This is a genomic window from Streptomyces sp. NPDC043896 (assembly GCF_056435605.1).
In genome coordinates, this window is record NZ_JBWKEE010000006.1 from 167838 (window position 1) to 192158 (window position 24321).

24 protein-coding genes and 1 tRNA gene are annotated in these 24321 nt (G+C 72.1%); 15 read left to right on the plus strand and 10 right to left on the minus strand.

Going from position 1 to position 24321, the window contains the following annotated elements; all coding sequences use genetic code 11:
• Positions 1 to 65: 65 nt before the first annotated feature.
• On the plus strand, positions 66 to 287 hold the full coding sequence (locus AC069X_RS10960) for a hypothetical protein (protein ID WP_007264613.1): 222 nt from the start codon (positions 66 to 68) through the stop codon (positions 285 to 287).
• Positions 288 to 300: 13 nt separating this feature from the next.
• Here AC069X_RS10960 and mscL read toward each other — a convergent pair whose 3' ends face one another.
• The 7 genes from mscL to AC069X_RS10995 all read right to left on the minus strand — a co-directional run bounded on the left by mscL (position 301) and on the right by AC069X_RS10995 (position 6903).
• Entirely contained in the window at positions 301 to 810 is a 510-nt protein-coding gene (gene mscL, locus AC069X_RS10965) for a large conductance mechanosensitive channel protein MscL (RefSeq protein WP_478727288.1), read from the minus strand.
• Between the two features lie 123 nt (positions 811 to 933).
• Positions 934 to 1485, minus strand: coding sequence for a hypothetical protein (locus tag AC069X_RS10970; protein WP_478727290.1), 552 nt, complete (start codon positions 1483 to 1485; stop codon positions 934 to 936).
• Between the two features lie 138 nt (positions 1486 to 1623).
• A complete protein-coding gene (locus tag AC069X_RS10975; protein WP_478727292.1) occupies positions 1624 to 2181 on the minus strand; it encodes a carboxymuconolactone decarboxylase family protein in 558 nt (185 codons plus the stop codon).
• A gap of 243 nt (positions 2182 to 2424) precedes the next feature.
• Positions 2425 to 3258, minus strand: a complete 834-nt coding sequence (locus AC069X_RS10980) for an S-methyl-5'-thioadenosine phosphorylase (RefSeq protein ID WP_478727294.1) — start codon at positions 3256 to 3258, stop codon at positions 2425 to 2427.
• Between the two features lie 86 nt (positions 3259 to 3344).
• Positions 3345 to 3650 (minus strand): FmdB family zinc ribbon protein, encoded by a 306-nt coding sequence (locus AC069X_RS10985; protein ID WP_478727296.1) that lies wholly within the window; start codon positions 3648 to 3650, stop codon positions 3345 to 3347.
• Between the two features lie 67 nt (positions 3651 to 3717).
• Positions 3718 to 5028: an MFS transporter gene (locus AC069X_RS10990; RefSeq protein ID WP_478727298.1), complete on the minus strand. Its 1311-nt coding sequence runs from the start codon at positions 5026 to 5028 to the stop codon at positions 3718 to 3720.
• Positions 5029 to 5442: 414 nt separating this feature from the next.
• Positions 5443 to 6903 carry a potassium/proton antiporter gene (locus AC069X_RS10995; protein ID WP_478727586.1) on the minus strand — a complete coding sequence of 487 codons (1461 nt, stop codon included), beginning with the start codon at positions 6901 to 6903 and terminating at the stop codon, positions 5443 to 5445.
• Positions 6904 to 7183: 280 nt separating this feature from the next.
• Between AC069X_RS10995 and AC069X_RS11000 the strand changes: the two genes are divergently transcribed.
• A complete protein-coding gene (locus AC069X_RS11000) occupies positions 7184 to 10192 on the plus strand; it encodes a penicillin acylase family protein (RefSeq protein WP_478727300.1) in 3009 nt (1002 codons plus the stop codon).
• A gap of 64 nt (positions 10193 to 10256) precedes the next feature.
• On the opposite strand, the gene AC069X_RS11005 is transcribed toward AC069X_RS11000, so the two are convergent.
• A complete protein-coding gene (locus tag AC069X_RS11005; RefSeq protein WP_478727588.1) occupies positions 10257 to 10871 on the minus strand; it encodes a 5-formyltetrahydrofolate cyclo-ligase in 615 nt (204 codons plus the stop codon).
• A gap of 106 nt (positions 10872 to 10977) precedes the next feature.
• On the opposite strand from AC069X_RS11005, the gene galU reads away from it, so the two are divergent.
• The 8 genes from galU (at position 10978) to AC069X_RS11045 (ending at position 17977) form a co-directional block, all read left to right on the plus strand.
• Entirely contained in the window at positions 10978 to 11880 is a 903-nt protein-coding gene (gene galU / locus AC069X_RS11010) for a UTP--glucose-1-phosphate uridylyltransferase GalU (protein WP_478727302.1), read from the plus strand.
• Positions 11881 to 11884: 4 nt separating this feature from the next.
• Positions 11885 to 13246, plus strand: coding sequence for a molybdotransferase-like divisome protein Glp (gene glp / locus AC069X_RS11015; protein ID WP_478727304.1), 1362 nt, complete (start codon positions 11885 to 11887; stop codon positions 13244 to 13246).
• 81 nt (positions 13247 to 13327) lie between these two features.
• Positions 13328 to 13807 carry a cyclic pyranopterin monophosphate synthase MoaC gene (gene moaC / locus AC069X_RS11020; RefSeq protein WP_007264601.1) on the plus strand — a complete coding sequence of 160 codons (480 nt, stop codon included), beginning with the start codon at positions 13328 to 13330 and terminating at the stop codon, positions 13805 to 13807.
• Between the two features lie 152 nt (positions 13808 to 13959).
• Complete coding sequence (locus AC069X_RS11025; protein ID WP_478727590.1) at positions 13960 to 14517, plus strand: MogA/MoaB family molybdenum cofactor biosynthesis protein; 558 nt, start codon at positions 13960 to 13962, stop codon at positions 14515 to 14517.
• Positions 14518 to 14534: 17 nt separating this feature from the next.
• Positions 14535 to 15152: a GNAT family N-acetyltransferase gene (locus AC069X_RS11030; protein WP_478727306.1), complete on the plus strand. Its 618-nt coding sequence runs from the start codon at positions 14535 to 14537 to the stop codon at positions 15150 to 15152.
• 154 nt (positions 15153 to 15306) lie between these two features.
• Positions 15307 to 16356, plus strand: a complete 1050-nt coding sequence (gene sepX / locus AC069X_RS11035) for a divisome protein SepX/GlpR (RefSeq protein ID WP_478727308.1) — start codon at positions 15307 to 15309, stop codon at positions 16354 to 16356.
• Positions 16357 to 16434: 78 nt separating this feature from the next.
• Positions 16435 to 16508 (plus strand) — tRNA-Ala (locus AC069X_RS11040).
• 155 nt (positions 16509 to 16663) lie between these two features.
• On the plus strand, positions 16664 to 17977 hold the full coding sequence (locus AC069X_RS11045) for a CoA transferase (RefSeq protein ID WP_478727592.1): 1314 nt from the start codon (positions 16664 to 16666) through the stop codon (positions 17975 to 17977).
• Positions 17978 to 18177: 200 nt separating this feature from the next.
• On the opposite strand, the gene AC069X_RS11050 is transcribed toward AC069X_RS11045, so the two are convergent.
• A complete protein-coding gene (locus AC069X_RS11050) occupies positions 18178 to 18684 on the minus strand; it encodes a GNAT family N-acetyltransferase (RefSeq protein ID WP_478727310.1) in 507 nt (168 codons plus the stop codon).
• Positions 18685 to 18722: 38 nt separating this feature from the next.
• Here AC069X_RS11050 and AC069X_RS11055 point away from each other — a divergent pair, with 38 nt between their 5' ends.
• A complete protein-coding gene (locus tag AC069X_RS11055) occupies positions 18723 to 19526 on the plus strand; it encodes an exodeoxyribonuclease III (protein WP_478727312.1) in 804 nt (267 codons plus the stop codon).
• Here AC069X_RS11055 and AC069X_RS11060 read toward each other — a convergent pair.
• Positions 19508 to 20365 (minus strand): MerR family transcriptional regulator, encoded by an 858-nt coding sequence (locus tag AC069X_RS11060; RefSeq protein WP_478727594.1) that lies wholly within the window; start codon positions 20363 to 20365, stop codon positions 19508 to 19510. The two genes, AC069X_RS11055 and AC069X_RS11060, sit on opposite strands and share 19 nt — an antisense overlap.
• Positions 20366 to 20589: 224 nt before the next feature.
• Here AC069X_RS11060 and AC069X_RS11065 point away from each other — a divergent pair, with 224 nt between their 5' ends.
• The 4 genes from AC069X_RS11065 (at position 20590) to AC069X_RS11080 (ending at position 24320) form a co-directional block, all read left to right on the plus strand.
• Positions 20590 to 22203 (plus strand): flavin-containing monooxygenase, encoded by a 1614-nt coding sequence (locus tag AC069X_RS11065; protein WP_478727314.1) that lies wholly within the window; start codon positions 20590 to 20592, stop codon positions 22201 to 22203.
• Positions 22200 to 23174 carry an alpha/beta fold hydrolase gene (locus tag AC069X_RS11070; protein ID WP_478727316.1) on the plus strand — a complete coding sequence of 325 codons (975 nt, stop codon included), beginning with the start codon at positions 22200 to 22202 and terminating at the stop codon, positions 23172 to 23174. The genes AC069X_RS11065 and AC069X_RS11070 overlap by 4 nt, the downstream gene beginning before the upstream one ends.
• Complete coding sequence (locus AC069X_RS11075) at positions 23171 to 24055, plus strand: SDR family oxidoreductase (RefSeq protein ID WP_478727318.1); 885 nt, start codon at positions 23171 to 23173, stop codon at positions 24053 to 24055. The genes AC069X_RS11070 and AC069X_RS11075 overlap by 4 nt, the downstream gene beginning before the upstream one ends.
• 76 nt (positions 24056 to 24131) lie before the next feature.
• Positions 24132 to 24320 (plus strand): hypothetical protein, encoded by a 189-nt coding sequence (locus tag AC069X_RS11080; protein WP_478727320.1) that lies wholly within the window; start codon positions 24132 to 24134, stop codon positions 24318 to 24320.
• Position 24321: the final 1 nt, after the last annotated feature.

Genomic DNA, 24321 nt, shown 5'->3' on the forward strand with positions numbered 1-24321 from the left:
GCGCCAGGGGCAGGGGCAGGGCCGGGGCCGGGGGCCGCGGGCGAGGGCGGCCGTACCCTTGAGGCATGAGCACCGCCCCCGCCTCCGACCCGCAGTCCCCGAAGCCCGAAGCCGGGGCGAAGCCCGAGACGAAGCCGAAGCCCAGGCCGAAGCTCGTCTTCGACGACCCGCTCGACCAGCAGTCCTCGGACGACACCGACCGGGGCTGGGGCGAGCGGCCGCCCGCCGGAGGAAGCGCCGCCGACCTGGCCCGCTTCCTCGACGAGAAGCCCCCGCACCACATCTGAGCCTCGGCGGCCGTCAGACGGCGTCGCGCGCTCCCGGCGCTCCCTGCGTCCGCTTGACCTCGCCGTTCCCGCTGCGCTGCGAGACCAGGACGTCGCGGATGTCCTTGAGTACCTCCAGCTCGGTGACCTCCATGATCTCCTGCACGCCTTCCTTGGCCTTGCGGCGTGCCTCCACCTTGGCGAGGTACTTCGCCATGGGCAGGACCATCAGGAAGTACACGACCGCCGCGGTGATCAGGAAGCTGAGCGCGGCGTTCAGCACGGAGCCCCACATGATGTTGACGCCGGTCGGCTCGCCCTTCGCGTCGACCCCACAGGGTGCCTTCAGACACGAGGTGTAGACATCCAGGTTCTTGGTGCCGATGGCGCCCACGAGCGGGCTGATGATCCCCTTGACGATCGCGTTCACGATGTTCGTGAACGCCGCGCCGATGACCACGGCCACCGCCAGGTCGACCACGTTGCCGCGCATCAGGAAGGCCTTGAAGCCCGCCAGGACGCTCTCCTTCTTCTTCTCGCTCACCACTGAGCCTTTCTTTGTGCCTGCTGTAGACGGAGCCAACGGTTCCGAAAGCTACGGCAGTCACGGCCCGGCGTGTCCAGTCACCGCCCACTCCAGGGCGACTTGACTGCTCATCAGTTCGAATCAGCACAACGTCACCGCCAGCCGCGCCACAGCACCCGCCCCCACGAGAGCGCGTGCCGTATCCCGGGACACGGACAGCACCACCAGTGCTCCGCCGTCCCCGACACCCGCCTCCGGAGCAGGCACTTCGGCCACCCGGGCCCCGGCCGCCACCACCCGTGGCGGCCCGGTCCGCTCCGCCGCGATCACGTCCACCCGGTCCCCGGGACGCAGGAGCCGCACCGTCCCGGCGTCCGCGATGCGTACGGGCGCCGACACCAGCCGCGCCACCGCCACAGGCGCCGGCTTCACCACGGGCGCCGGTGCGGGCACGCTCCGGGATGCCTGCGCCTCCGTTCCGCCGACCGCCAGGGCGGCCGCCACCACGGCCAGCCCGGCCGAGGCGACCCGACGCCTGCGGCGCACCGCCCGCCGCAGCCGGCCTCCCGCCCGGCCCACGCGGAGCGGGGGGAAAGGAGGCACGGGGCGCGCGGGGGCACACGTAGAGGGACAGACGGGACGGGCACCCGCCGAAGAGGAGGAAACGGGGGACGGGCGAGAGGTCCTGGACATGATGAGCACCGCCAAGCTGGTCGAGGAACGCCATCCGGGCCCACTGCCCGGACTCCCTCACGATCCGCTTCCGCGCCGGCCCCCGCTCCGGCCTGTGGACAATCCCCAGCCTGTGGACAACGCCGTCACCCCCACGAGTCAGCGCCGCGCCGGGACCTCGCAGGCCTCCGAGAAGCCCTGGCTGGTCAGACCGAAGGCGCTGTTGACGCGCGAGCGCCAGTTCTCCAGCGCGACCATGGCGGTGAGCTCGACGAACGCCGCCTCACCGAGCCGGGCGATCAGCTCGGCCGCCAGCTCGTCCGTGACCGCCGGCTCGGTCTCCGTCATCGCCTCGGCGTACTCCATGACCAGCAGCTCCAGCTCGGTGAACACCTCACGGAACTCCCGCCACTGCGGCACCCGCTCGATCTTCTCCGGCGACAGCCCCTTCTCGTGGCCCTCCCAGTAGCCGAAGTCCATGCACCACGAGCAGTTGATGCGCGCGGCGGAAGCCATCACCGCCAGGTGCTTGAGGCCGGCGTCGAGCTTGTTCCACTTCGCCGCCTGCTGCTCCATGCGGACGTACGAGAACAGCACGCGCGAGTTGTGGCCGTACGCCTGCCCCGGGTCGAGGACCTTGCCGTAGGTGCGGCGGGAGTACCAGGCGCCGATGCGCATGAGCAGGGTGCGGGGCGGGGTGAGCGAGATGCGCGGCATGACGGGCCTCTTCCGGCGGGGGGTCCCGGTGACCCCTTCGTCAGGAAGACAGGACAGCCCCACGGAATGTGACACCGCCCGAGAAGTTTTCTCACCGGGCAGTGCCTGCGCGCCTGGGAGCGCGGATACGCGGGGCCGGGCAGGGCCCAGGGCCCGACCGCACGGCCCGATCGCCTGGCCGGCCCGCCGGGTTCCTTCACAGGGGAGGAGGGCTGACGGGGCTCCACCGGCCCCCAACCGGCACTACGGCAGCTCGATACCGAGGTCCCAGCCGTCGTGCGCGTGGGTGCACAGGCAGGCACGGGCCTCCGTCGCGGGGAGGGCCGCCACCGCGTCGAAAAGGACCTCGCGCAGCCGTCCGACGTTCTCGCCGAACACCTTCAGGACCTCCGTGTGGGACACGCCCTCACCCGTCTCGGCGCCCGCGTCCAGATCCGTGACCAGGGCCATCGACGTGTAGCAGAGCCCCAGCTCGCGCGCGAGGACCGCCTCCGGGTGCCCGGTCATGCCCACCACCGACCAGCCGGCGGCCGCGTGCCACTGCGACTCGGCCCGCGTCGAGAACCGCGGCCCCTCCACCACGACCATGGTGCCGCCGTCCACCGGCTCCCACTCCCGGCCGCGTGCCGCCGCCAGCGCCACGGACCGTCCCACCGGGCAGTACGGGTCGGCGAAGGTGGTGTGCACGACGTTCGGGACGGTCCCGTCCGGCAGCGGCTCGCCGTCGAAGAACGTCTGCACGCGGGACTTCGTACGGTCGACCAGCTGGTCCGGCACCAGCAGCGTGCCGGGGCCGTACTCCGCCCGCAGCCCGCCCACCGCGCACGGGCCCAGCACCTGGCGGACGCCCACCGAGCGCAGCGCCCACAGGTTGGCCCGGTAGTTGATCTTGTGGGGCGGCACGGTGTGGCTGCGCCCGTGGCGCGGCAGGAACGCCACCTGCCGTCCGGCCAGCTCACCGACGTACAGGGAGTCGCTCGGGGGCCCGTACGGCGTCTCCACCTGGATCTCGGAGACGTCCTCCAGGAAGGAGTAGAAGCCCGAGCCGCCGATTACACCGATCTCTGCGTTCACCATGCGCTCACCCTAACGGGGGACGCGCAAGGCCCCGCCGCCCAGAAGGGCGTGCGGGGCCTTGCGGCAAGCGGAACGCGTACGGGAAATCAGGCGGCCGAGGTGGAGCTGCTGCCCGTGCTGGAGGAGGCCGAGGCGGCGGGGGCGGCGGCAGCGGTCGACGTCGTCGTGGACGACGAAGAGGACGGCTTCGAGGCAGGCGTGCTGCTCGACGAGGCGCCACGGCTGTCGTTCCGGTAGAAACCGGAGCCCTTGAACACGATGCCGACCGCGGAGAACACCTTCTTCAGGCGTCCGTCGCAGCTCGGGCACACGGTCAGTGCCTCGTCGGTGAACTTCTGCACGGCCTCAAGGCCCTCACCGCACTCGGTGCACTGGTACTGGTAGGTCGGCACGAATTTCCTCCTGGCACTCTGACTCAATGAGTGCTAACGACGCTCCATGGTGACGTATTCCGGCGGATCAGTCCACCGTCACGGGCGTGCGGTGACCGATCCCACGCTCGTTCGCCGTGTTGCGGGCGGCCGGCGCGGACGAACTCACGATGCGGCTCGGGGCCTTCGGCGCGAGCTTCGCGCGCAGCGCCACCAGGGTGGCGAGGGCGAGGACCGTCGCCACCAGGGGCACCAGGAAGCCGTACGAGGACCCGTGCGCGTCCGTCAGGCGGCCGGCCAGCGTCACGGCGGCGGCCTGCCCGAACGCGACCGCTCCGGTCAGCCAGGTGAAGGCCTCGGTCCGCGAGGCGGCCGGGACCAGCTGCTCGATCATCGTGTAGCCGGTGATCAGGGCCGGAGCGATGCACAGGCCGACGATCAGGCCGAGCGAGCCCAGCAGCAGCACGGAGTGCGCGGCCCACAGCACCGAGGCGGCGACGGTGAGGCCGACGTAGCCCAGGATCAGGCGGCGGCGCGGGCCGATCTTCCAGGTGACGGCACCCATCGTGATGCCGGCGATCATGTTGCCGGCCGCGAAGATGCCGTACAGCAGACCGTTGGCGCCCGGGTTGCCGATCTCGTTGGAGAAGGCGGCGAGCGAGACCTGCATGCCGCCGAAGACGGCGCCGATGCCGATGAAGGCGACGATCAGGACGCGCAGGCCGGCGAAGGACAGCGCGGACTGGTGCTTGCCGCCGGCCACGGACGGCGCGGCGACCTTCGGCTCGGTGGCACGCTGCGCGGCGAAGAACAGTCCGCCGAGCAGGGTCAGCGCCGCCTCGGTGGCCAGACCGGCCGCCGGGTGGACGCCGGTGCACAGTGCGGTGGCGAGCACCGGGCCGACGACGAAGGTGAACTCGTCGGTGACGGACTCGAACGCGGCGGCCGTCGGCAGCAGCGGGGAGCCCTCCAGCTTGGCCGCCCAGCGGGACCGGACCATGGGCCCGACCTGCGGGACGGAGGCGCCGGCCGGGACGGCGGCCAGCGCGAGCGCCCACAGCGGGGCGCCGAGGAGCGCCAGCGCGGTCAGAGCGGAGACCGCGGCGGCGTGGGCGAGGACGACCGGCACGAGTACGGCGCTCTGGCCGCGGCGGTCGGTGAACTTGCCCATGACCGGGGCGAAGAGGGCCATGGAGACGCCGGTGACGGCGGCGACGATCCCCGCGTCACCGTAGGAGCCGGTGGCGTGCTGGACGAGCAGCAGGATGCTGATGGTCAGCATGCCGAACGGCAGGCGGGCGGCGAAGCCGGGGAGGACGAAGGAGAGGGCGCCGGGCGTGCGCAGGAGGCTCCCGTAGCCGGGTCGGGCGGACTTGTCGGTCGTGACCGCGGATGTCACGGCCTGGCCTTTCCGCTGCCTGGTAGAGCGTCCCCGTCTGCGGACGGCGGGCCGCTTTGTGAGCGACCGCACCCGTACATGTGGGAGCCCCGAGAGCTGTCCTCTTGCGCAGAACCGAGTGATACCTGGGCGCCCACTGCGGGAGGGTGCCACGGCCGCTTTGCGGTCGCGCCAGCTCTGCGTCAGGCAGAGTTGGTTCGATGTGGTGTGCCTTCATCGTACAGGGGAATCCGCTACCACGCCCTGTGATTACGGTGACAAGGCATGTCTTCACCTGCGATTAACCGGAGCGTTGCATTCCGTGCCCTGGAAATGGGTGCAAGCCCTGTCGTAAGCCAGCGAAATTGCCCGAACTAGAACGCCGCTCTAAGTAAAAATGATCACTTGAACAGTGTTCTGGCCATCCTCCGTCACCTAGAGTGACGTTCCGCCACCCGTGCCCAGCCACCCCGCCAGCTTGCCGCCGCGCGCCACCGCCCGCAGCCGCGCCTCTGCCGCGTCCCGCACCGGATCCGTGGCCACCACCAGCAGCTCGTCGCCGCGGCGCAGCACGGTTGACGGCGAAGGTACGAAGCTCTTGGCGTCCCGGACCACCAGCGTCACCGAAGCCCCGGCCGGCAGCCGCAGCTCACCGACCTCCACCCCGTGCATCCGCGAGGCGGACGGGATCGCGAACGACAGCAGGTGCCCGCGCAGCTTCTCCAGCGGCGCCGACTCGATCCCGAGGTCCGACGCGGCCTCGTCGGTGTCGCGCAGGTTCAGCTTGCGAGCCAGCCACGGCAGGGTCGGCCCCTGCACCAGCGTGTAGACGACGACGAGCACGAAAACGATGTTGAACACCCGGTCGCTGCCCTCGATCCCGGTCACCATCGGAATCGTGGCCAGGATGATGGGCACCGCGCCGCGCAGGCCGGCCCACGACATCAGCGCCTGCTCCTGCCACGGGATCCGGAAGGGCAGCAGGCTGACGAAGACCTCCAGCGGCCGCGCCACCATCGTCAGCACCAGCCCGATGATCACCGCGGGCCAGAAGTCGTGCACCAGCTCGTGCGGGGTGACCAGCAGCCCCAGCAGCACGAACATGCCGATCTGCGCGATCCAGCCGAGCCCGTCCGCGAACCCGCGCGTGGCCGGCCAGTGCGGCAGCTTCGCGTTCCCGAGGACCATCGCCGCCAGGTACACCGCGAGGAAGCCGGAGCCGTGCGCCATCGCGCCGGCCGCGTACGCCGTCACCGCGATCGCCATCACCGCGATCGGGTACAGGCCGGAGGCGGGCAGTGCCACGTGCCGCAGCCCGTACGCCCCCACGAAGCCCACCGTCAGGCCGATCGCGGCGCCGATCGCCAGCTCCAGCGCGATCTTGCCGACCAGTACGTACCACTCGTCCACCGGCCCGACCGCCGCGAAGGCGACCACCAGGATGACGACGGGGGCGTCGTTGAAGCCCGATTCGGCCTCCAGTACGCCGGTCACCCGCGACGGCAGCGGCACCTTGCGCAGTACCGAGAAGACGGCCGCCGCGTCGGTCGAGGAGACGACCGCGCCGATCAGCAGCGCCTGGCGCCACTCCAGCCCCACCAGGTAGTGCGCACCCGCCGCCGTGACGCCCACGCTGACCGCGACGCCGAGCAGCGACAGGACCACCGCCGCCGGCAGCGCGGGTTTGATCTCTTTCCACTTGGTGCCCAGACCGCCCTCGGCGAGGATCACGACCAGCGCCGCGTAGCCGATGACCTGCGTCAGCTCGGCATTGTCGAAAACGACGTTGCCTATGCCGTCCTGGCCTATCGCAATGCCTATGCCGAGGTAGATGAGCAGGCTGGGGAGGCCGCTGCGCGAGGAGACGCGCACCGCCGCGACGGCGACGAGCAGCACGAGCGAACACACCAGCAGGAGCTCATTGAGCGTGTGGACAGTCAGCGGGCGGCCCTTTCCTCAGAGCGTGCCTGGTGGATCTTTCCGCCGGCGGCGCATCGGCAAGTACTTCGTTACCTTACCTAATCTTTGACGGACTCTTTACGCGATAACCACATTGTGAAACGCCCGTAGCCGCCTGTCCTACGGACCTCGACCCCTGGCGGATCAACGGAGGCGGTCCTGCGCCTATGGTTGCTCCCAGCACTCCCAGGACCACCCTGCCCCTCTAAGGACAGCGATGCCCGCCAATGAATCCGGACCTTCCGTCAAGAAGAAGGGACGACGCGCACGCCTGCTCGTGCTCGTCATGGTCCTGGCGCTCTTGGCGGGCCTCGGCTACGGCGCGTACTGGAGCGTGGACACCGTGCGCGCCTCCTTCCCGCAGACCACCGGCTCCCTCAAGGTCCCCGGCCTGACCGGGACCGTCGACGTCAAGCGCGACGAGCACGGCATTCCGCAGCTCTACGCCGACAACGACGAGGACCTCTTCCGCGCGCAGGGCTTCGTGCACGCGCAGGACCGGTTCTGGGAAATGGACGTACGCCGCCACATGACCTCCGGCCGCCTGTCGGAGATGTTCGGCTCCGGCCAGGTCGAGACCGACGCCTTCCTGCGCACCCTCGGCTGGCGCCAGGTCGCGCAGGAGGAGTACGACAAGAAGCTCGCGCCCGAGACCAAGAAGTACCTCCAGGCCTACGCCGACGGGGTCAACGCGTACCTGAAGGGGAAGTCCGGCAAGGACCTCTCCGTCGAGCACGCCGCCCTCAAGCTGACCGACGACTACCAGCCGGAGCAGTGGACGCCGGTGGACTCGGTGGCGTGGCTCAAGGCGATGGCCTGGGACCTGCGCGGCAACATGCAGGACGAGATCGACCGCTCGCTGATGACGAACAAGCTCTCGCAGGCGCAGATCGACGAGCTCTACCCGCCGTACCCCTTCGACCGGAACAAGCCGGTCGTCGAGGGCGGCACCGTCGCGGGCGGCAAGTACGCACCCCAGGGCACCCCGGGCTCCGGCTCGACCGGCACGGGCACCGGCAGGGGCACCGGTACGGGAACGGGTACGGGCACGGGCACCCCGGGCACCGGCACCGGCAGCTCCACCACCCCGGGCACCGGCTCCCAGACCACCCCCAACGGCGGGACGGCGGGCACCCCCACCGGCCTCGCCGACAACGCCACCGCCCAGGGCGCGACCGTCGGCCTGCGCACGCAGCTCGGCGCCCTCGCCAAGACCCTGGACGAGATCCCGGCCATCCTCGGCCCGAACGGCAGCGGCATCGGCTCGAACTCCTGGGTCGTCTCGGGCCAGCACACGACCACCGGCAAGCCGCTCCTCGCGAACGACCCGCACCTGTCCCCGCAGCTGCCCTCGGTCTGGTACCAGATGGGCCTGCACTGCCGCGCCGCCTCGCCCCAGTGCCAGTACGACGTGGCCGGATACACCTTCTCCGGCATGCCCGGCGTGGTCATCGGCCACAACGCCGACATCGCCTGGGGCATGACCAACCTCGGCGCCGACGTGACCGACCTCTACCTGGAGCAGGTCCGTCCCGAGGGCTACGTCTACGACAACAAGGTCGTCCCCTTCACCACCCGTGAAGAGGAGATCAAGGTCGCGGGCGGCAAGAGCAAGAAGATCACCGTCCGCACCACCAACAACGGACCGCTGATCTCCGACCGCAGCGACGAGCTCGAGACCGTGGGCTCCAGCGCCCCCGTCCCCAGCTCGGCCCCCGACCGCGGCGACGGCTACGCCGTCGCGCTGCGCTGGACCGCCCTGGACCCGGGCAAGTCGATGGACGCGGTGTTCAAGCTCAACCGGGCCAAGGACTTCAACGCCTTCCGCGCCGCGGCGGCCGACTTCGAGGTCCCCTCGCAGAACCTGATCTACGCCGACAACAAGGGCGCCAACGGCAACATCGGCTACCAGGCCCCGGGCCGCATCCCGATCCGCACCCAGGGTGACGGCCGGCTGCCGGCGCCCGGCTGGGACCCCAAGTACGCCTGGAAGGGCGGCCGGGACGGCAACACCGGTTACATCCCGCAGAACGAGATGCCCTGGGAGCTGAACCCGGCCCGCGGCTACATCGTCACCGCCAACCAGGCCGTCACCGAGTCCGGCACCGTTCCCGCCCCTGCCGCCGGCACGGGCACGGGCACCGGCACGGGCACCGGAACCGGGACCGGCACCGGCAGCGGCACGGGCACCAGCGCCGGGAGCAGCGCCGCCGCCGGCGGCAAGTACCCGTACGTCCTGACCACGGACTGGGGCTACGGCGCCCGGAGCCAGCGGATCAACGACCTCATCGAGGCGAAGACCAAGGACAACGGCAAGATCTCCACCGACGACATGCGGACCATGCAGATGGACAACAGCAGCGAGATCGCCGCGCTGCTGACCCCGATGCTGGCCAAGATCCAGGTCTCCGACCCGGACGTGCGTTCGGCGCAGAAGCTGCTCGAGGGCTGGAACTACACGCAGGAGCCCGACTCGGCGGCCGCCGCGTACTTCAACGCGGTCTGGCGCAACATCCTCAAGCTGGCCTTCGGCGACAAGATGCCGAAGGAGCTGCGGGTCGAGGGCAGCTGCATGAACGTCAGCGAGGAGAGCACCGGCCCGAACGACGACCTCACCAAGACGGTCCGCGAGTGCGGTACGCGCGGCCCCGACTCGGCGCAGCCCGACGGCGGCGACCGCTGGTTCGAGGTGGTCCGCCGCCTGGTCAAGGACGAGAAGTCGCCGTGGTGGACGGCCACCCCGAAGACCGTCCACGACAAGCCGATCAAGACCCGCGACGAGCTCTTCGCCCGGGCCATGGAAGACGCCCGCTGGGAGCTGACCGCCAAGCTCGGCAAGGACCAGTCCACCTGGAGCTGGGGCCGGCTGCACCAGCTGACCCTGAAGAACCAGACGATCGGCAAGGAGGGCCCGGGCTTCATGCAGTGGCTCCTCAACCGCGGCCCGTGGAACCTGGGCGGCGGCGAGGCCACCGTCAACGCGACCGGCTGGAACGCCTCCAGCGGCTACGACGTCACCTGGGTGCCGTCGATGCGGATGGTCGTCAACCTGGGCGACCTGGACAAGTCCCGCTGGATCAACCTGACCGGCGCCTCGGGGCACGCGTACGCCGGCACGTACACGGACCAGACGTCGATGTGGGCCAAGGGCGAACTGCTGGAGTGGCCCTTCGGCAAGGACGCCGTCGACAAGTCGACAGTGGACACCCTGACGCTCAAGCCGTGACCGCGTGACCGCGTGACCGCGTGACCGCGTGACCGGACGGCCGGCCACCCGGCCGGCCGTCCGGTCACGTCGTGAAGCGCACCACCCCCGACGGGGTGGCGACCGCCTGGACGGGGTGGTCGTGCGGTTCCTCCGGGACCCGCGCGACCACCTCTTCGTCGTACAGGAGCACCACCAGCGCCGGATGCGCCCCGGCCCGTTCCAGCCGCGCCAGCACCCGGTCGTACGAGCCTCCGCCGCGCCCGAGCCGCATCCCGCGCCCGTCCACCGCGAGCCCGGGCAGCAGTACGGTGTCGGCGCCGGTGACGGCGTCCGGGCCGAGCGGCTCGCCCGCGGGCTCCAGCAGCCGCATCTTCCCCGGGTGCGCGGCCTCGGCGAGGCTGCCGGGGCCCTCGTACGCGGCCCAGTCCAGGTCGTTGTCGGGCAGCAGCAAGGGCAGCAGTACGCGCTTGCCGGCCGCCCGCAACGCGTCGAGCAGCTCGCGCGTGCCCGGTTCCGCGCCGACGGAGACGTACGCGGCCACCGTGCGCGCGCCGGCCAGTTCGGGCAGGGTGAGGGCGGAGCGGGAGAGTGCGCTGGCCGCGGCGTCGCGGGCCTCGGGGGACAAGGCGCGGCGGGCGGAGAGGAGTTCCCGGCGCAGGGAGGCCTTTTCGGGCACGGAGGGGTGGTTCCCGGGCAGGTTCTCTACCACAGTCGCGTCACAATTCCTTTCACATATGAATCAAGTCGGGCATATTTACCAGAACCTCGCTGGGGCTCCTGTACGACCCACTATCGTTCTGCCCATGACTCAGTCGCACCCAGTGATCAAGAAGGCCGTCATTCCTGCCGCGGGTCTCGGCACTCGGTTCCTCCCGGCGACCAAGGCGACCCCGAAGGAAATGCTCCCGGTCGTGGACAAGCCGGCCATCCAGTACGTGGTCGAGGAGGCCGTCTCGGCCGGCCTGGACGACGTACTCATGATCACGGGACGTAACAAGCGGCCCCTCGAGGACCACTTCGACCGGAACTACGAACTCGAGTCGGCCCTGATCGCCAAGGGCGACGACGACCGGCTGAAGAAGGTCCAGGAGTCCAGCGACCTGGCGACCATGCACTACGTGCGACAGGGCGACCCGCGCGGCCTCGGCCACGCCGTCCTGTGCGCCGAGCCGCACGTCGGCGACGAGCCCTTCGCCGTCCTCCTCGGCGACGACCTGATCGACCCGCGCGACCCCCTGCTGCGCCAGATGGTCGACGTCCACGCGCGCACCGGCGGCACCGTCATCGCGCTGATGGAGGTCGACCCGTCCAGCGTCCACCTCTACGGCTGCGCCGCCGTCGAGCCGACCGGCGAGGACGACGTCGTCCGCATCACCGGACTCGTCGAGAAGCCGGAGCCGGCCGAGGCGCCCAGCAACTACGCGGTCATCGGACGCTATGTCCTCGACCCGGCGATCTTCGGCATACTGCGGGAGACCGAGCCGGGCCGCGGTGGGGAGATCCAGCTCACCGACGCCCTGCAGAAGCTGGCCGCCGACGAGAGCGTGGGCGGCCCGGTGCACGGTGTGGTCTTCCGCGGCCGCCGCTACGACACCGGTGACCGGGGCGACTACCTCCGGGCCATCGTCCGACTCGCGTGCGAACGTGAGGACCTGGGCCCGGAGTTCCGCACCTGGCTTCACCGTTACGTCACGGAGGAGATGTAGGACCTTGAGCAGTTCCGCACCGCAGGACACCGGCCACCACCGTCTGTGGTCGGTGGACGAGCACCTCGCGGACGTCCTCGCCACCGTCCGGCCGCTGGAGCCGATCGAGCTCCAGCTGCTGGACGCCCAGGGCTGCGTCCTGGTCGAGGACGTCACCGTGCCCGTCGCCCTGCCGCCCTTCGACAACAGCTCCATGGACGGGTACGCCGTCCGCACGGCCGACGTCCAGGGTGCGAGCGAGGAGTTCCCCGCGGTGCTCGCCGTCATCGGCGACGTGGCGGCGGGCAGCGGCGAGCTGCCCACGGTCGGCCCCGGCCAGGCCGCACGCATCATGACGGGCGCCCCCCTCCCGCCCGGCGCGGAAGCCGTCGTACCGGTCGAGTGGACCGACGGCGGCACCGGCGGAGGCGCCGCCTCCGGCATGACCCCCGCCAGCGCGGCGCCCGAGGGCGCGGCCGGTGAGGTACGCGTCCACCGTGCGGCGGAGGCCCGGGCGCACGTGCGCTCGCGCGGGAGCGACGTACAGGCGGGTGACCTGGCGCTGGCGGCCGGCACCGTCCTCGGCCCGCCGCAGATCGCGCTGCTCGCGGCGATCGGCCGCGGCACGGTACGGGTCCGGCCGCGCCCGCGCGTGGTCGTCCTGTCCACCGGCAGCGAGCTGGTCCAGCCGGGCGAGGCCCTGGCGGCCGGGACGATCTACGACTCGAACAGCTTCGCGCTGGCCGCCGCCGCGCGCGACGCGGGCGCCATCGCCTACCGCGTCGGCGCCGTCGCCGACGACGCCGACACCCTGCGCGCCACCATCGAGGACCAGCTGATCCGGGCCGACCTGCTCGTCACCACGGGTGGCGTCAGCGTCGGCGCGTACGACGTGGTCAAGGAGGCCCTGACCGCAGCCGGGTCCGGGTCCGGGTCCGGTGACGGTGACGGCGGCGGGCCTGCCGGCGGGGGCGTCGACTTCCGCAAGCTCGCCATGCAGCCCGGCAAGCCGCAGGGCTTCGGGACCGTCGGCCCCGACCACACCCCGCTGATGGCCCTGCCCGGCAACCCGGTGTCCTCGTACGTCTCCTTCGAGCTGTTCGTGCGCCCCGCGATCCGGACGCTCATGGGCCTGCCGAAGTCGGAGGTCTCCCGGCCGAGCGTGCGCGCCGTGCTGGACGCCGACAAGCCGCTCGGCTCCCCGGCGGCCCGCCGCCAGTTCCTGCGCGGCAAGTACAACGTTCAAGACGGCACGGTCACCCCGGTCGGCGGATCCGGCTCGCACCTGATCGCCGCGCTGGCGCACGCCGACTCGCTGATGGTCGTACCGGAGGACGTCACCTCGGTGGAGCCGGGGACTGAGCTGGAAGTGATCCTGCTCGGCTGAGGGGCGGCCGGTGCGGGTAGCGTGTTGCACCACACAGGCCCCACGGCTCCAGGGGGCCCGGAGCGGGAGCGGCACGCAGATATGAGTACGCAGAGCAGGCTGACGCACATCGACGAGGCCGGCGCGGCCCGCATGGTCGACGTGTCCGAGAAGGACGTCACCACCAGGACGGCGCGCGCCAGCGGACGCGTCCTCGTCTCGCCCCGGGTGATCGAGCTGCTGCGGGGCGAGGGCGTGCCGAAGGGCGACGCCCTCGCCACCGCGCGGATCGCCGGGATCATGGGGGCCAAGAAGACTCCCGACCTGATCCCGCTCTGCCACCCGCTGGCGGTCTCGGGGGTGAAGGTGGACCTGACGGTCGCCGACGACGCCGTCGAGATCCTCGCCACCGTCAAGACCGCCGACCGTACGGGCGTCGAGATGGAGGCGCTGACCGCGGTCGCCGTCGCCGGCCTCACAGTGATCGACATGGTGAAGGCAGTCGACAAGGGCGCGGTCATCACCGACGTCCGGGTGGAGGAGAAGACCGGCGGCAAGTCCGGCGACTGGACCCGCGCGTGAACCCGCCGCGCGGCGGCGAGGTGCACAGCCACGCCCACGGCCCTGCGGACGGCCACGCCCACGCGGACGCGCACGCGGACGCGCACGCAGACGCCCACACGGACGCGCACGCAGACGCCCACGGCGGCGTCGAGGGCGCGGCCGTGGGTGGTGTGCCGGAGGCGGCGCCGTCCGCCACCGGGGCGACCGCCGGGCAGGCGCCGGCGGCGGGCCGGGCGCTGGTCGTCACCGCCTCGAACCGCGCCTCGCAGGGCGTGTACGCCGACAAGGGCGGCCCGCTGCTGGCCGAGGCGCTGGAGAAGCTGGGCTTCACGGTGGAGGGCCCGCGCGTGGTCCCCGACGGCGACCCCGTCGAGCAGGCGCTGCGCGAGGGCGTGGCCGGCGGCTACGACGTCATCCTGACCACCGGTGGCACCGGCATCTCGCCGACCGACCGCACCCCGGACGCCACCGCCCGGGTGCTGGACTACGAGATCCCGGGCATTCCGCAGGCCATCCGCGCGGAGGGCCTGGCCAAGGTTCCGACCGCCGCCCTGTCGCGGGGGCTGGCGGGTGTGGCCGGACGCACCCTCATCGTGAACCTCCCCGGTTCCACGGGAGGGGTGAAGGACGGACTCGCGGTGCTGTCGCGGATCCTGCCGCACGCCGTCGACCAGATCCGGGGCGGCGACCACCCCAGACCTGACGCGGCGCCCGGGAGCCAGAGCTGAACGGCCCCACCTGGCCGGTGGTGCTGGCGGACGGCGATGTCACGCTGCGGCCGATAAAGCTGCGCGACCAGCGCGCCTGGCGCGAGGTCAACCGCCGCAACCGCGACTGGCTGCGGCCGTGGGAGGCGACGATCCCGCCGCCGGCGCCGTGGGGCCCGGTTATCCATAGGCCGACATATCGACAAATGGTCCGTCATCTGCGCGCGGAGGCGAACGCCGGCCGGATGCTGCCCTTCGTCATCGAGTACCAGGGGCGGCTGGTCGGCCAGCTGACGGTCGCCGGGATCACCTGGGGCTCGATGTGCGCCGCCCATGTGGGCTACTGGGTGGACCGGGACGTGGCCGGCCGCGGGGTGATGCCGACGGCGGTCGCGCTCGCCGTCGACCACTGCTTCCAGAGGGTCGGGCTGCACCGGATCGAGGTCTGCATCCGCCCCGAGAACGGCCCCAGCCGCCGGGTGGTGGAGAAGCTCGGGTTTCGCGAGGAGGGGCTGCGGCCGCGGTACCTGCACATCGACGGGGCCTGGCGCGACCACCTGGTCTTCGCGCTCACGGCGGAGGAGATCCCGCAGGGGCTGCTGCGGCGCTGGCACCGGACGCGCAAGCGGGAAACCCCGCCGCAGGCACCCGCGTAAAGCAGGTAATCGCAAAAGCGTTCGAATTTCTGGCCGATTCGCCCATAACCTGATCCGAAGAATCACAAAAAAAGTCGGTGATATCAGCCGGATCGTGCGACACACCGGCCCAATTGGCTGATCCCCTCGGCCGCGCCCCTCTACGGTGTGAGGTGTGAGCAGCAGCGGCCTCATCTACGCAGTCATTGTCGGGGCCTGGGCCGCCTACTTGGTGCCCATGTGGCTCCGGAGGCAGGACGAGCTGAACGAAGCGCGTCCGACGGAACGCTTCTCCACCGCCATTCGGCTGCTTTCCGGCCGGGCGGGAATGGAGCGCCGTTACGCCAAGGGGCTGCGTGAGCGCGGTGAGGATCAGGCGGAGGCCCAGCCCCACGCGGACCCGGACGCGGCGACGGAAACGGTGAATTCCGTGGACGCCGACGCCCGGGCCATCGGCGTGTCCCCGACCAGAGCCGAACCGAGATCCGCGGAGGTCGAGCGGGTCCGCCGCCAGCAGCGCCTCCAGGTCCTCGCGCGCCGTCGGCGCACCACCGCACTCCTCTTCCTGGCCTTCAGCGGCGGCGCGGTCGTCGCCGCCGTCGGCGGGATCCGCTACCTGTGGGCCCCGGCCGTGCCCGCGCTGCTGCTGAGCGCCTACATCGTGCACCTGCGGGTCCAGGAGCGGCGGCGGTACGAGTTCACGATGGACCGGCGCCGCGCCGAGGCGGCCGCCCGCAGCCTCCGCGAGAACCGCCCCCAGCGCCACCGCGAGCAGCCCGAGCCCGCCGCCGGTGCCGGTTCCGGTTCCGGTGCCGGCACTGAACCGGACCCCGCGCCCCCGGTCTCCCCGCAGGAGGCCGGGCGTCGCGCGCTCGTGGAGCAGACGGACCACGCCGAGTGGGTCGACCAGCAGCGCGAGCGTGAGCGCGGCCCGGCGCGCGGAGACAGCTGGGAGCCGGTCCCGGTGCCGCTCCCGACGTACGTGACGGCCCCGGTCGCACCCCGCGCCACCGGTCCGGTCAACCCGGACGGCTGGAGTGCGGCCCGTTCCAGCACCGCCGAGCCGACCGATCCCCGCCTGCGCGCCCAGCCGGCCGCCCCGAATGCGGACCCGGCGCCCCAGCCGGCGCCGGCCCCGCCTCGCCCCCGGGGCCGCGATCTCGGCCGCACGCCACTCTTCGACCAGTACGAGAGCGACGACCGCCCGCGCGCCGCAAACGAGTGACGGGTGACCTGCGCGGACCCTCCGGACAACGCGTTTTGGAGCACCCGCGCAGGGATGCTAATGTTTCACACGTCGCAAGGGCCTGTGGCGCAGTCTGGTAGCGCACCTCGTTCGCATCGAGGGGGTCTGGGGTTCAAATCCCCACAGGTCCACAGACGACAGTTCTCGGATAGCTACCGGGAACGTCACGAGATCCCGTCCGGTCGAAAGACCGGACGGGATCTCGGCGTTTTCGGGGTCGTACCCGAACCCCGCAGCGAACGCGGCCGGTTGAACGCTGTGCAGGCGTCGGCACAATGAGCGCATGATGACGATGGACGGGGCCACCGCACAGGCGTGGGAAGCGCTCGGCGGGAACGGTGAGTTGGCCGGGCGGGTGGGATTTCGCGGGGCGAGCGGGCTGGAGGGGCCGCTGCCGGTGCGGGAGTTGGCGCGGGCAAGCGTTGGGGCATGCGCGCTGGCCGCGGCCGAGTTGAACGCCGTACGAGCCGGCGGTACGGCGCTGGACGCGGCTCCCGTCGTCGTCGACGAGGGGGCCGTGGCCACGGCGTTCGTCAGCGAGCGGCACCTGCGCGTGGAGGGCAGGGCGCCGGTGAGCTTCGCGCCGCTGTCGGGGTTCTGGCGGGCGGCCGACGGCTGGGTGCGGACCCACGCCAACTACCCGCACCACCAGGCGGCCCTGGTACGTGCTCTCGGAGTGCCGGCGACCCCGGAGGCCCTGCGGGAAGCACTAGCGGACTTGAACGCCGTACAGGCGCAGGAGGCGGTCTACGCGGAGGGCGGCCTCGCCGTCGCGGTGGCGCCCGCGTACGGGGAACCGCAGCCGCTGGTGGAGTGGGTACGCGGCCCCGGGCGCGGCCGGCCGCTGGGCCCGGGCGCGCGCCCCGCGTCCGGCGTACGGGTGCTGGACCTCACCCGCGTCATCGCCGGGCCCGTCGCGACCCGGACGCTGGGGCTGCTCGGCGCCGACGTGCTGCGCATCGACTCCCCGGCGCTGCGCGAGGCCGACGACGCGCACGCGGACACCGGCTTCGGGAAGCGCTCCGCGCAGCTGGACCTCGAGGCCGCGGCCGACCGGCGTGTACTGGAGCGGCTGCTCGACGGGGCCGACGTGGTGGTGACGGGGTACCGGCCGGGGGCTCTGGAGCGGTTCGGGCTCGGCGCGCGGGAGTTGCTGGAGCGGCGGCCGGGGCTGGTGGTGGCCGAGCTGTGCGCGTGGGGGTGGCACGGGCCGTGGGCGGTGCGCCGGGGCTTCGACTCGCTCGTGCAGGCGGGGTACGGGATCGCCGCGCGCTGCGCGGGGGACGACGGTGCCCCGGGGGTGCTGCCGGCTCAGGCCCTGGACCATGGCACGGGGTACCTGGTGGCCGCGGGCGTGCTGCGGGCGCTCGCGGAGGGCGGCGGCCGCGCGCTGCGGTTCTCCCTGGCCGGGACGGCGTCGTGGCTGGTGCGGGAGGTTCCGGCGGCGGGCGTTCCGGTCCCCGGGTACTCGGCGGAGCCCTGGCTGCGCGAGGCGGGGTCCGGCTACGGCACCCTGCGGCACGCGGCGAGCCCCTTCGGGGAATGGGAGCGGGGGCCGTCGCGGTGGGGTGCGGACGAGGCCGCCTGGCTCGGCCGCTGAGCCCCTTCCGGGGCTCCCTTCCACGGCCCGGGCCTCGCTCCGCGGCCGGGGCCTCGCTCCGCGGCCGGGGCCTCGCTCCGCGGCCGGGGCCTCGCTCCGCGGCCGGGGCCTCGCTCCGCGGCCGGGGCCCCGCTCCGCGGCCCGGGCCCCGCTCCGCGGCGCGGGCCCCGCTCCGGCTTCCCCGCCGGGCGCCGCCCGCGTCAGGCGGTGGCGGCGGCCGCCAGGGGCTTCGTCATGCAGCGGCTGGACTCGTAGAAGCGGTAGTAGCCGAACTTCTCGGACAGCGCGTACCCCGACGACAGGTAGAGCGCGATGGCCTCCGGCTGCTGGTCGCCCGTCTCCAGGACCATGCGGCGGCGGCCCGCCGCCAGGGCGTCTGCCTCCAGCTCCGCCAGGATCCGCCGGGCCAGGCCCAGGCCGCGGGCCCGCGGGACGACGTACATGCGCTTGACCTCGGCGTCTCCGTCCGAGTAGCCCTCGTCGTTCTTCTCCTGGCTGCGCCAGGCGCCGCTGGCGACCGGGGACCCGGAGGCGTCGTAGGCGAGGAGGTAGAGGCCCCTCGGCGGGACGAACATCGCGGGGTCGAGGAAGGTGGCGTCGCCCTCGCCGTCGTAGCGCTGCTGGTACTCGACCTGGACCTGGGCGTCGAGCTCCGCCGCGTCCGGGTGGTCGTACGGCACGGCGCGGATGTTTATACCGTGAGACATTCGAATATCGTACGGATCCCTCCCGCTATGGTGCAGGGATGCTCACCGTGACCTCCGTGAATGTGAATGGGATCCGCGCCGCCGCCAAGAAGGGGTTCGTGGAGTGGCTCGCCGGATCCGACGCCGACGTCGTCTGCCTGCAGGAGGTGCGGGCCGAGGAGTCGCAGATTCCGCTGGAGGTCAGGGAGCCCGAGGGCTGGCACACCGTGTTCGCGCCGGCCGCCGCCAAGGGGCGGGCCGGCGTCGCCGTCTACACGCGGCGGGAACCCGAACGGGTGCGGGTGGGCTTCGGGAGTGACGAGTTCGACGCGAGCGGGCGCTACATCGAGGTCGACCTGCCCGGCGTCACCGTCGCCAGCCTGTACCTGCCCTCGGGGGAGGCGGGTACCGAGAAGCAGGACGAGAAGTACCGGTTCATGGAGGAATTCCTCGTCTACCTCCAGGCGCTGAAGGCGCGGGCCGCCGCCGACGGGCGGGAGGTCGTGGTGTGCGGTGACTGGAACATCTGCCACCAGGAGGCCGACCTCAAGAACTGGAAGACCAACCGCAAGAACGCCGGCTTCCTGCCCGAGGAGCGGGAGTGGCTGGGGAAGGTGTACGCGGAGGCCGGGTACGTCGACGTCGTGCGCGGGCTGCATCCGGAGACGGAGGGGCCGTACTCCTGGTGGTCCTACCGGGGCCGGGCCTTCGACAACGACGCCGGCTGGCGCATCGACCTGCAGGTCGCGAGCCCGGGGCTGGCGGGGAAGGCCGTGAAGGCCTTCGTCGAGCGGGCCGAGACGCACCCGGAGCGCTGGTCGGACCACGCGCCGGTGACGGTCGTCTACGAGCTCGGTGTCTGAGGCTCCTCGGGGGTGTCCGCGGGGCCTGTGGCCCCATGGGTCCGATAGGGCTTATGGGGCCTGTGGGGCCTGGGTGTGTGCGGGGCGGTCCGGGGCTGTTCGGGGCTGGGCTCGGGTTCGGGTGAGGGCTCGGGGGCAGGCCCGGGTTCGGGTCCGGTTTCCGCCGCCGGCTGGTGAAGCCGGTCCATCGCCATCGCCAGCTCCGCCTCGACCACGCTCTTCGCCAGCGGGCGCAGCCGTGCGACGGCGTCCTGGCCGATGTGCGCGGCGATCAGCTCGGTGAACAGCGCGGCCAGGGTGTCCGCGTGCTCGCGTACCCGGCGGCCCGTCTCCAGGACCGCGGACAGCGGTACGCCCTCGCGGACCAGGGCCGAGGAGACGTCCAGCAGGCGCCGGCTGACGTGCACGATTTCCTCGCCGTCGGTGGCGAGGTAGCCGAGGTCGAGCGCGGCCGCCAGGTTCTCCGGGGTGACCTCGCCCTCGAAGTGGTCGGCCAGCGCTTCCGGCGAGAGCCGGACCGGGGTCTCCTCCGACCAGCCCATGCCGAGCAGCTCGCCGAGCTGGCCGACGTCGCGGCCCTTCTCGAAGGCGGCGGTCAGTTCGGCGATGCCGCCGAGGGTGTGGCCGCGTTCGAGCAGGGCGGCGATGGTGCGCAGCCGGGCGAGGTGCTGGTCGTCGTACCAGGCGATGCGGCCCTCGCGGCGGGGCGGCGGGAGCAGCTTGCGCTCGCGGTAGAAGCGCAAGGTGCGCACGGGGATGCCGGCCGCCTCGGCCAGTTCCTCCGTCCGGTACTCGCGCCGGTACTCGCGCTGGTACTCGCGCTGGTACTCGCGCTCCACGGCGGGCTCCGCTCCTCTCGTCACCGGTCTCTCCACACGCGCAGCCTAGGGGCTCTCCTGTGGATCATGCCGGAGCCGATCCGGCGGGAGGCCCCGGGGTGTACCCGCAGTAACTTTCCGAGCGCGACCCCTACCCATGGGTACGGAGCTGCTCTACCCTCCCGATTGTGCCAGTGATTGCTGGCAACGTTGCGGTTCGGATTACGGTGCGGAAGGCGGCGGGCATGGGCGGCACGGTCGGCAAGGGCAGGAAGGTCGGCAAAGGCCGGCGCGAGCACGTACGGGTGGCGGTGATCGGGTCCGGCTTCGGCGGGCTCGGCGCGGCCGTACGGCTGCGGCGCGAGGGGATCACGGACTTCGTCGTACTGGAACGGGCCGACTCCGTCGGCGGCACCTGGCGCGACAACAGCTACCCAGGGTGCGCCTGCGACGTGCCCTCGCACCTCTACTCCTTCTCCTTCGCGCCCAACCCCGACTGGCCGCGGACCTTCTCCGGCCAGCCGGCCATCCGGGCGTACCTGGAGCACGTCGCCGACACCTTCGGACTGCGCCCGCACATCCGGCTCGGCCACGAGGTCCTGATGATGCGCTGGGACGCGCAGGAACTGCGCTGGGAGATCGAGACCTCGGCGGGCGAGCTGACCGCCGACGTCGTGGTGTCGGCGACCGGGCCGCTCTCCGACCCGAAGATGCCCGAGGTCCCCGGGCTCGCCGAGTTCCCCGGCAAGGTCTTCCACTCCGCGCGCTGGGACCACGACTACGACCTGCGCGGCAAACGCGTCGCCATGATCGGCACGGGCGCCTCCGCGATCCAGATCGTGCCGGCCATCGCCCCCGAGACGGCCCGCCTGACGCTCTTCCAGCGCACCCCGCCATGGGTGATGCCGCGCACCGACCGGGCCATCAGCACCGTCGAGCGGTGGCTGCACCGGCAGCTGCCCTTCACCCAGTCGGCCCGTCGCGGGCTGCTGTGGGGGATCCGCGAGCTCCAGGTCAGCGCCTTCACCAAGCGGCCGAACCAGCTCGGGCTCATCGAATCCCTGGCCAAGGCCAATATGGCGCGCTCCGTCAAGGACCCGGCGCTGCGGGCCAAGCTCACCCCGTCGTACCGGATCGGCTGCAAGCGGATCCTGCTGTCCAGCGAGTACTACCCGGCGCTGGCGCGGCCCGACGTGGACGTGGTCGCGTCGGGGCTCAAGGAGATCAGGGGCTCGGTCCTCGTCGCCGCCGACGGGACGGAGGCCGAGGTCGACGCGATCATCTTCGGCACCGGCTTCCACGTCACGGACATGCCGATCGCCGAACGGGTGGTGGGCGCCGACGGGCAGACCCTCGCCGACGCCTGGAAGGACGGGATGCAGGCCCTGCGCGGGGCGACCGCGGCGGGCTTCCCCAACTGGATGACGATCATCGGACCGAACACCGGGCTCGGGAACAGCTCGATGATCCTGATGATCGAGTCCCAGCTGAACTACATGGCGGACTACCTGCGCCAGCTCTCACTCCTCGACGGCGGCAGGCTGGGCGGGCGCACCGCCCTCGCCGCCCGGCCCTCCGCCGTCAACCAGTGGAACCGCCGGGTCCAGGCGCGGATGGAGCGGACGGTGTGGAACACCGGCGGCTGCACCAGCTGGTACCTGGACTCGCAGGGCCGCAACACGACGGTCTGGCCGGGGACGACCGGCGAGTTCCGGCGCGAGACGCGCACCGTCGACCTGGCCGAGTACGAGGTCGTACGCGTACGGGAGCGCGAGCGCGGGCAGGGCCGCCTCCCGGTCCCGGCCGCCCAGGCGGCCCCGGCCGCGGCGCCCGCGCCCGCGGGGGAGGGGGCGGCGTGAGCCGGCCGGGGCACGTCACCACCGGCCGGTACGCGCCCCCGGCCCCAGCCCGCGAACTGGTCGCCGTGTCCGCCGACGGCGCCCGGCTCCACGTGGAGTTGCACGGTGTTCAAGAGGCTCCGGCCGTCGTGCTGTCCCACGGCTGGACCTGCTCCACCGCCTTCTGGGCGGCGCAGATACGGGACCTGGCCCGCGACCACCGCGTCATCGCCTACGACCAGCGCGGCCACGGACGCAGCCCGGCGGCCGCCGCCTACAGCACCACCGCGCTCGCCGACGACCTGGCCGCCGTGCTGAAGGCCGCGCTCGCCCCCGGTGAGCGGGCCGTGGTCGCCGGCCACTCCATGGGCGGCATGACCGTCATGGCCGCCGCCGGCCGCCCCGAGTTCGCCGAGCACGCCGCGGCCGCCCTGCTGTGCAGCACCGGCAGCTCGCGGCTGGTCGCGGAGGCGACCGTGCTGCCCTTGCGCGCCGGGCGCACGAGGACCCGTACGACCCGCGCGGTGCTCGGGTCGCGCGCCCCGCTCGGACCCGTCACCCCCCTCGCTCGAACAGTGCTCAAGTACGCGACCATGGGCGCCGGGTCCGCGCCGGACCGGGTGGAGGCGTGTGCCCGCATCGTGCACGCCTGCCCGTCGGGGGTGCGCCACGCCTGGTCCGAGGTGCTGGCGGGGCTGGACCTGGACGCCGGACTCGCCGGGCTGACGGTGCCGACCGCCGTCATCGCCGGCCGGGACGACCGCCTCACCCCCGTCGCGCACGCCCGGCGGCTCGCGGCGGCGCTCCCGCACTGCGTGGGGCTGACCGAACTCACCGGAATGGGCCACATGACCCCCATCGAGGCTCCCGAGGCCGTCACCGGCGCCGTCCGCGAGCTGACGGGCCGGTACCTGGGCACCTCACCCGGCGCGCCTGCCGAGTCCGCCGTACCTTCCACATCCGAGGACGCAGAGAAGGAGATGACCGCGTGAGCGCTCGCAGGAGTCTGGAAGGCCAGGTCGCCGTCGTCACCGGCGCCGCCCGCGGAGTCGGCGAACTGCTCGCCCGCAAACTGTCCGCGCGCGGGGCGAAGGTCGCGCTGGTGGGCCTGGAACCGGAGGCGCTCAAGGAGGTCTCCGAGCGGCTGCACACCGACAGCGCCCACTGGCACGCAGACGTCACCGACCACGAGGCCATGGCCCGCGTCGCGCGGGAGGTCAAGGAGCGGTTCGGAAAAGTCGACATCGTCGTCGCCAACGCGGGCGTCGCCGCCGGCGGGCCGTTCGGGGACTCCGACCCCGTGGCCTGGCGGCGCGTCATCGAGGTCAACCTGATCGGCGGGGCCGTCACCGCCCGCGCCTTCCTGCCCGTACTCATGGAGAGCCGCGGCTACTTCCTCCAGATCGCCTCGCTCGCCGCGATCACCCCGGCCCCCATGATGACGGCGTACTGCGCCTCAAAGTCCGGCGTCGAGGCCTTCGCCCACTGCCTGCGCGCCGAAGTCGGCTACAAGGGCGTCAAGGTGGGCGTCGGCTACCTCTCCTGGACCGACACCGACATGGTGCGCGGCGCCGACCAGGACGACGTCATGCGCGAGCTGCGCCAGCGGCTGCCGTGGCCCTCGAACCGCACCTACCCGCTGGGGCTGGCCGTCGACCGGATCGTCGCGGGAATTGAACGGCGTTCAGCGCACGTGTACGCGCAGTGGTGGCTGCGCGGGATGCAGGGCGCGCGCGGCTACCTGCCGGCGGTCATCGCGGCGGCCGGACAGCGGGAGATGAGGCGCTTCGAGCCGCGGCTCGCCGCTGTCTCCAAGGGGCTGGTGGGGGCGGGCGGAGCAGCCGACGAACGGGAGCGATCCCGGCACTCCTGATCGAAATGCGCCCTTTGTCACCCCGTGTCAGTCTGGTCGAGGCCCAACCACCGACACCCCGTACGGAGTGAGAAGCATGGGTATCAAGGACCAGTTCCAGGACAAGGCGAACGAGCTCAAGGAACGGGCGGAGCAGGCCAGGCAGGGCGCGAAGGACGAGATGTCCGAGCGCACCGCCAAGGCCAAGCAGAAGAAGGACATGAAGAAGGACATGCGGTCGAAGCAGCTCGACGACGCCAAGAGCGAACTCGACGACCGGACCTGAG

What these genes read in the sequence shown, in the direction of transcription:
- AC069X_RS10975 (WP_478727292.1), bottom strand. Translation starts at nt 2,181, where the DNA reads ATGCCGCGCATCTCGCTCACCCCGCCCCGCACCCTGCTCATGCGCATC.
- AC069X_RS10970 (WP_478727290.1), bottom strand. Translation starts at nt 1,485, where the DNA reads ATGTCCAGGACCTCTCGCCCGTCCCCCGTTTCCTCCTCTTCGGCGGGT.
- AC069X_RS11080 (WP_478727320.1), top strand. Translation starts at nt 24,132, where the DNA reads ATGGGTATCAAGGACCAGTTCCAGGACAAGGCGAACGAGCTCAAGGAA.
- AC069X_RS11065 (WP_478727314.1), top strand. Translation starts at nt 20,590, where the DNA reads ATGGGCGGCACGGTCGGCAAGGGCAGGAAGGTCGGCAAAGGCCGGCGC.
- galU (WP_478727302.1), top strand. Translation starts at nt 10,978, where the DNA reads ATGACTCAGTCGCACCCAGTGATCAAGAAGGCCGTCATTCCTGCCGCG.
- AC069X_RS11050 (WP_478727310.1), bottom strand. Translation starts at nt 18,684, where the DNA reads ATGTCTCACGGTATAAACATCCGCGCCGTGCCGTACGACCACCCGGAC.
- moaC (WP_007264601.1), top strand. Translation starts at nt 13,328, where the DNA reads ATGAGTACGCAGAGCAGGCTGACGCACATCGACGAGGCCGGCGCGGCC.
- AC069X_RS11055 (WP_478727312.1), top strand. Translation starts at nt 18,723, where the DNA reads ATGCTCACCGTGACCTCCGTGAATGTGAATGGGATCCGCGCCGCCGCC.
- AC069X_RS10960 (WP_007264613.1), top strand. Translation starts at nt 66, where the DNA reads ATGAGCACCGCCCCCGCCTCCGACCCGCAGTCCCCGAAGCCCGAAGCC.
- AC069X_RS11045 (WP_478727592.1), top strand. Translation starts at nt 16,664, where the DNA reads ATGACGATGGACGGGGCCACCGCACAGGCGTGGGAAGCGCTCGGCGGG.
- AC069X_RS11000 (WP_478727300.1), top strand. Translation starts at nt 7,184, where the DNA reads ATGCCCGCCAATGAATCCGGACCTTCCGTCAAGAAGAAGGGACGACGC.
- AC069X_RS10980 (WP_478727294.1), bottom strand. Translation starts at nt 3,258, where the DNA reads ATGGTGAACGCAGAGATCGGTGTAATCGGCGGCTCGGGCTTCTACTCC.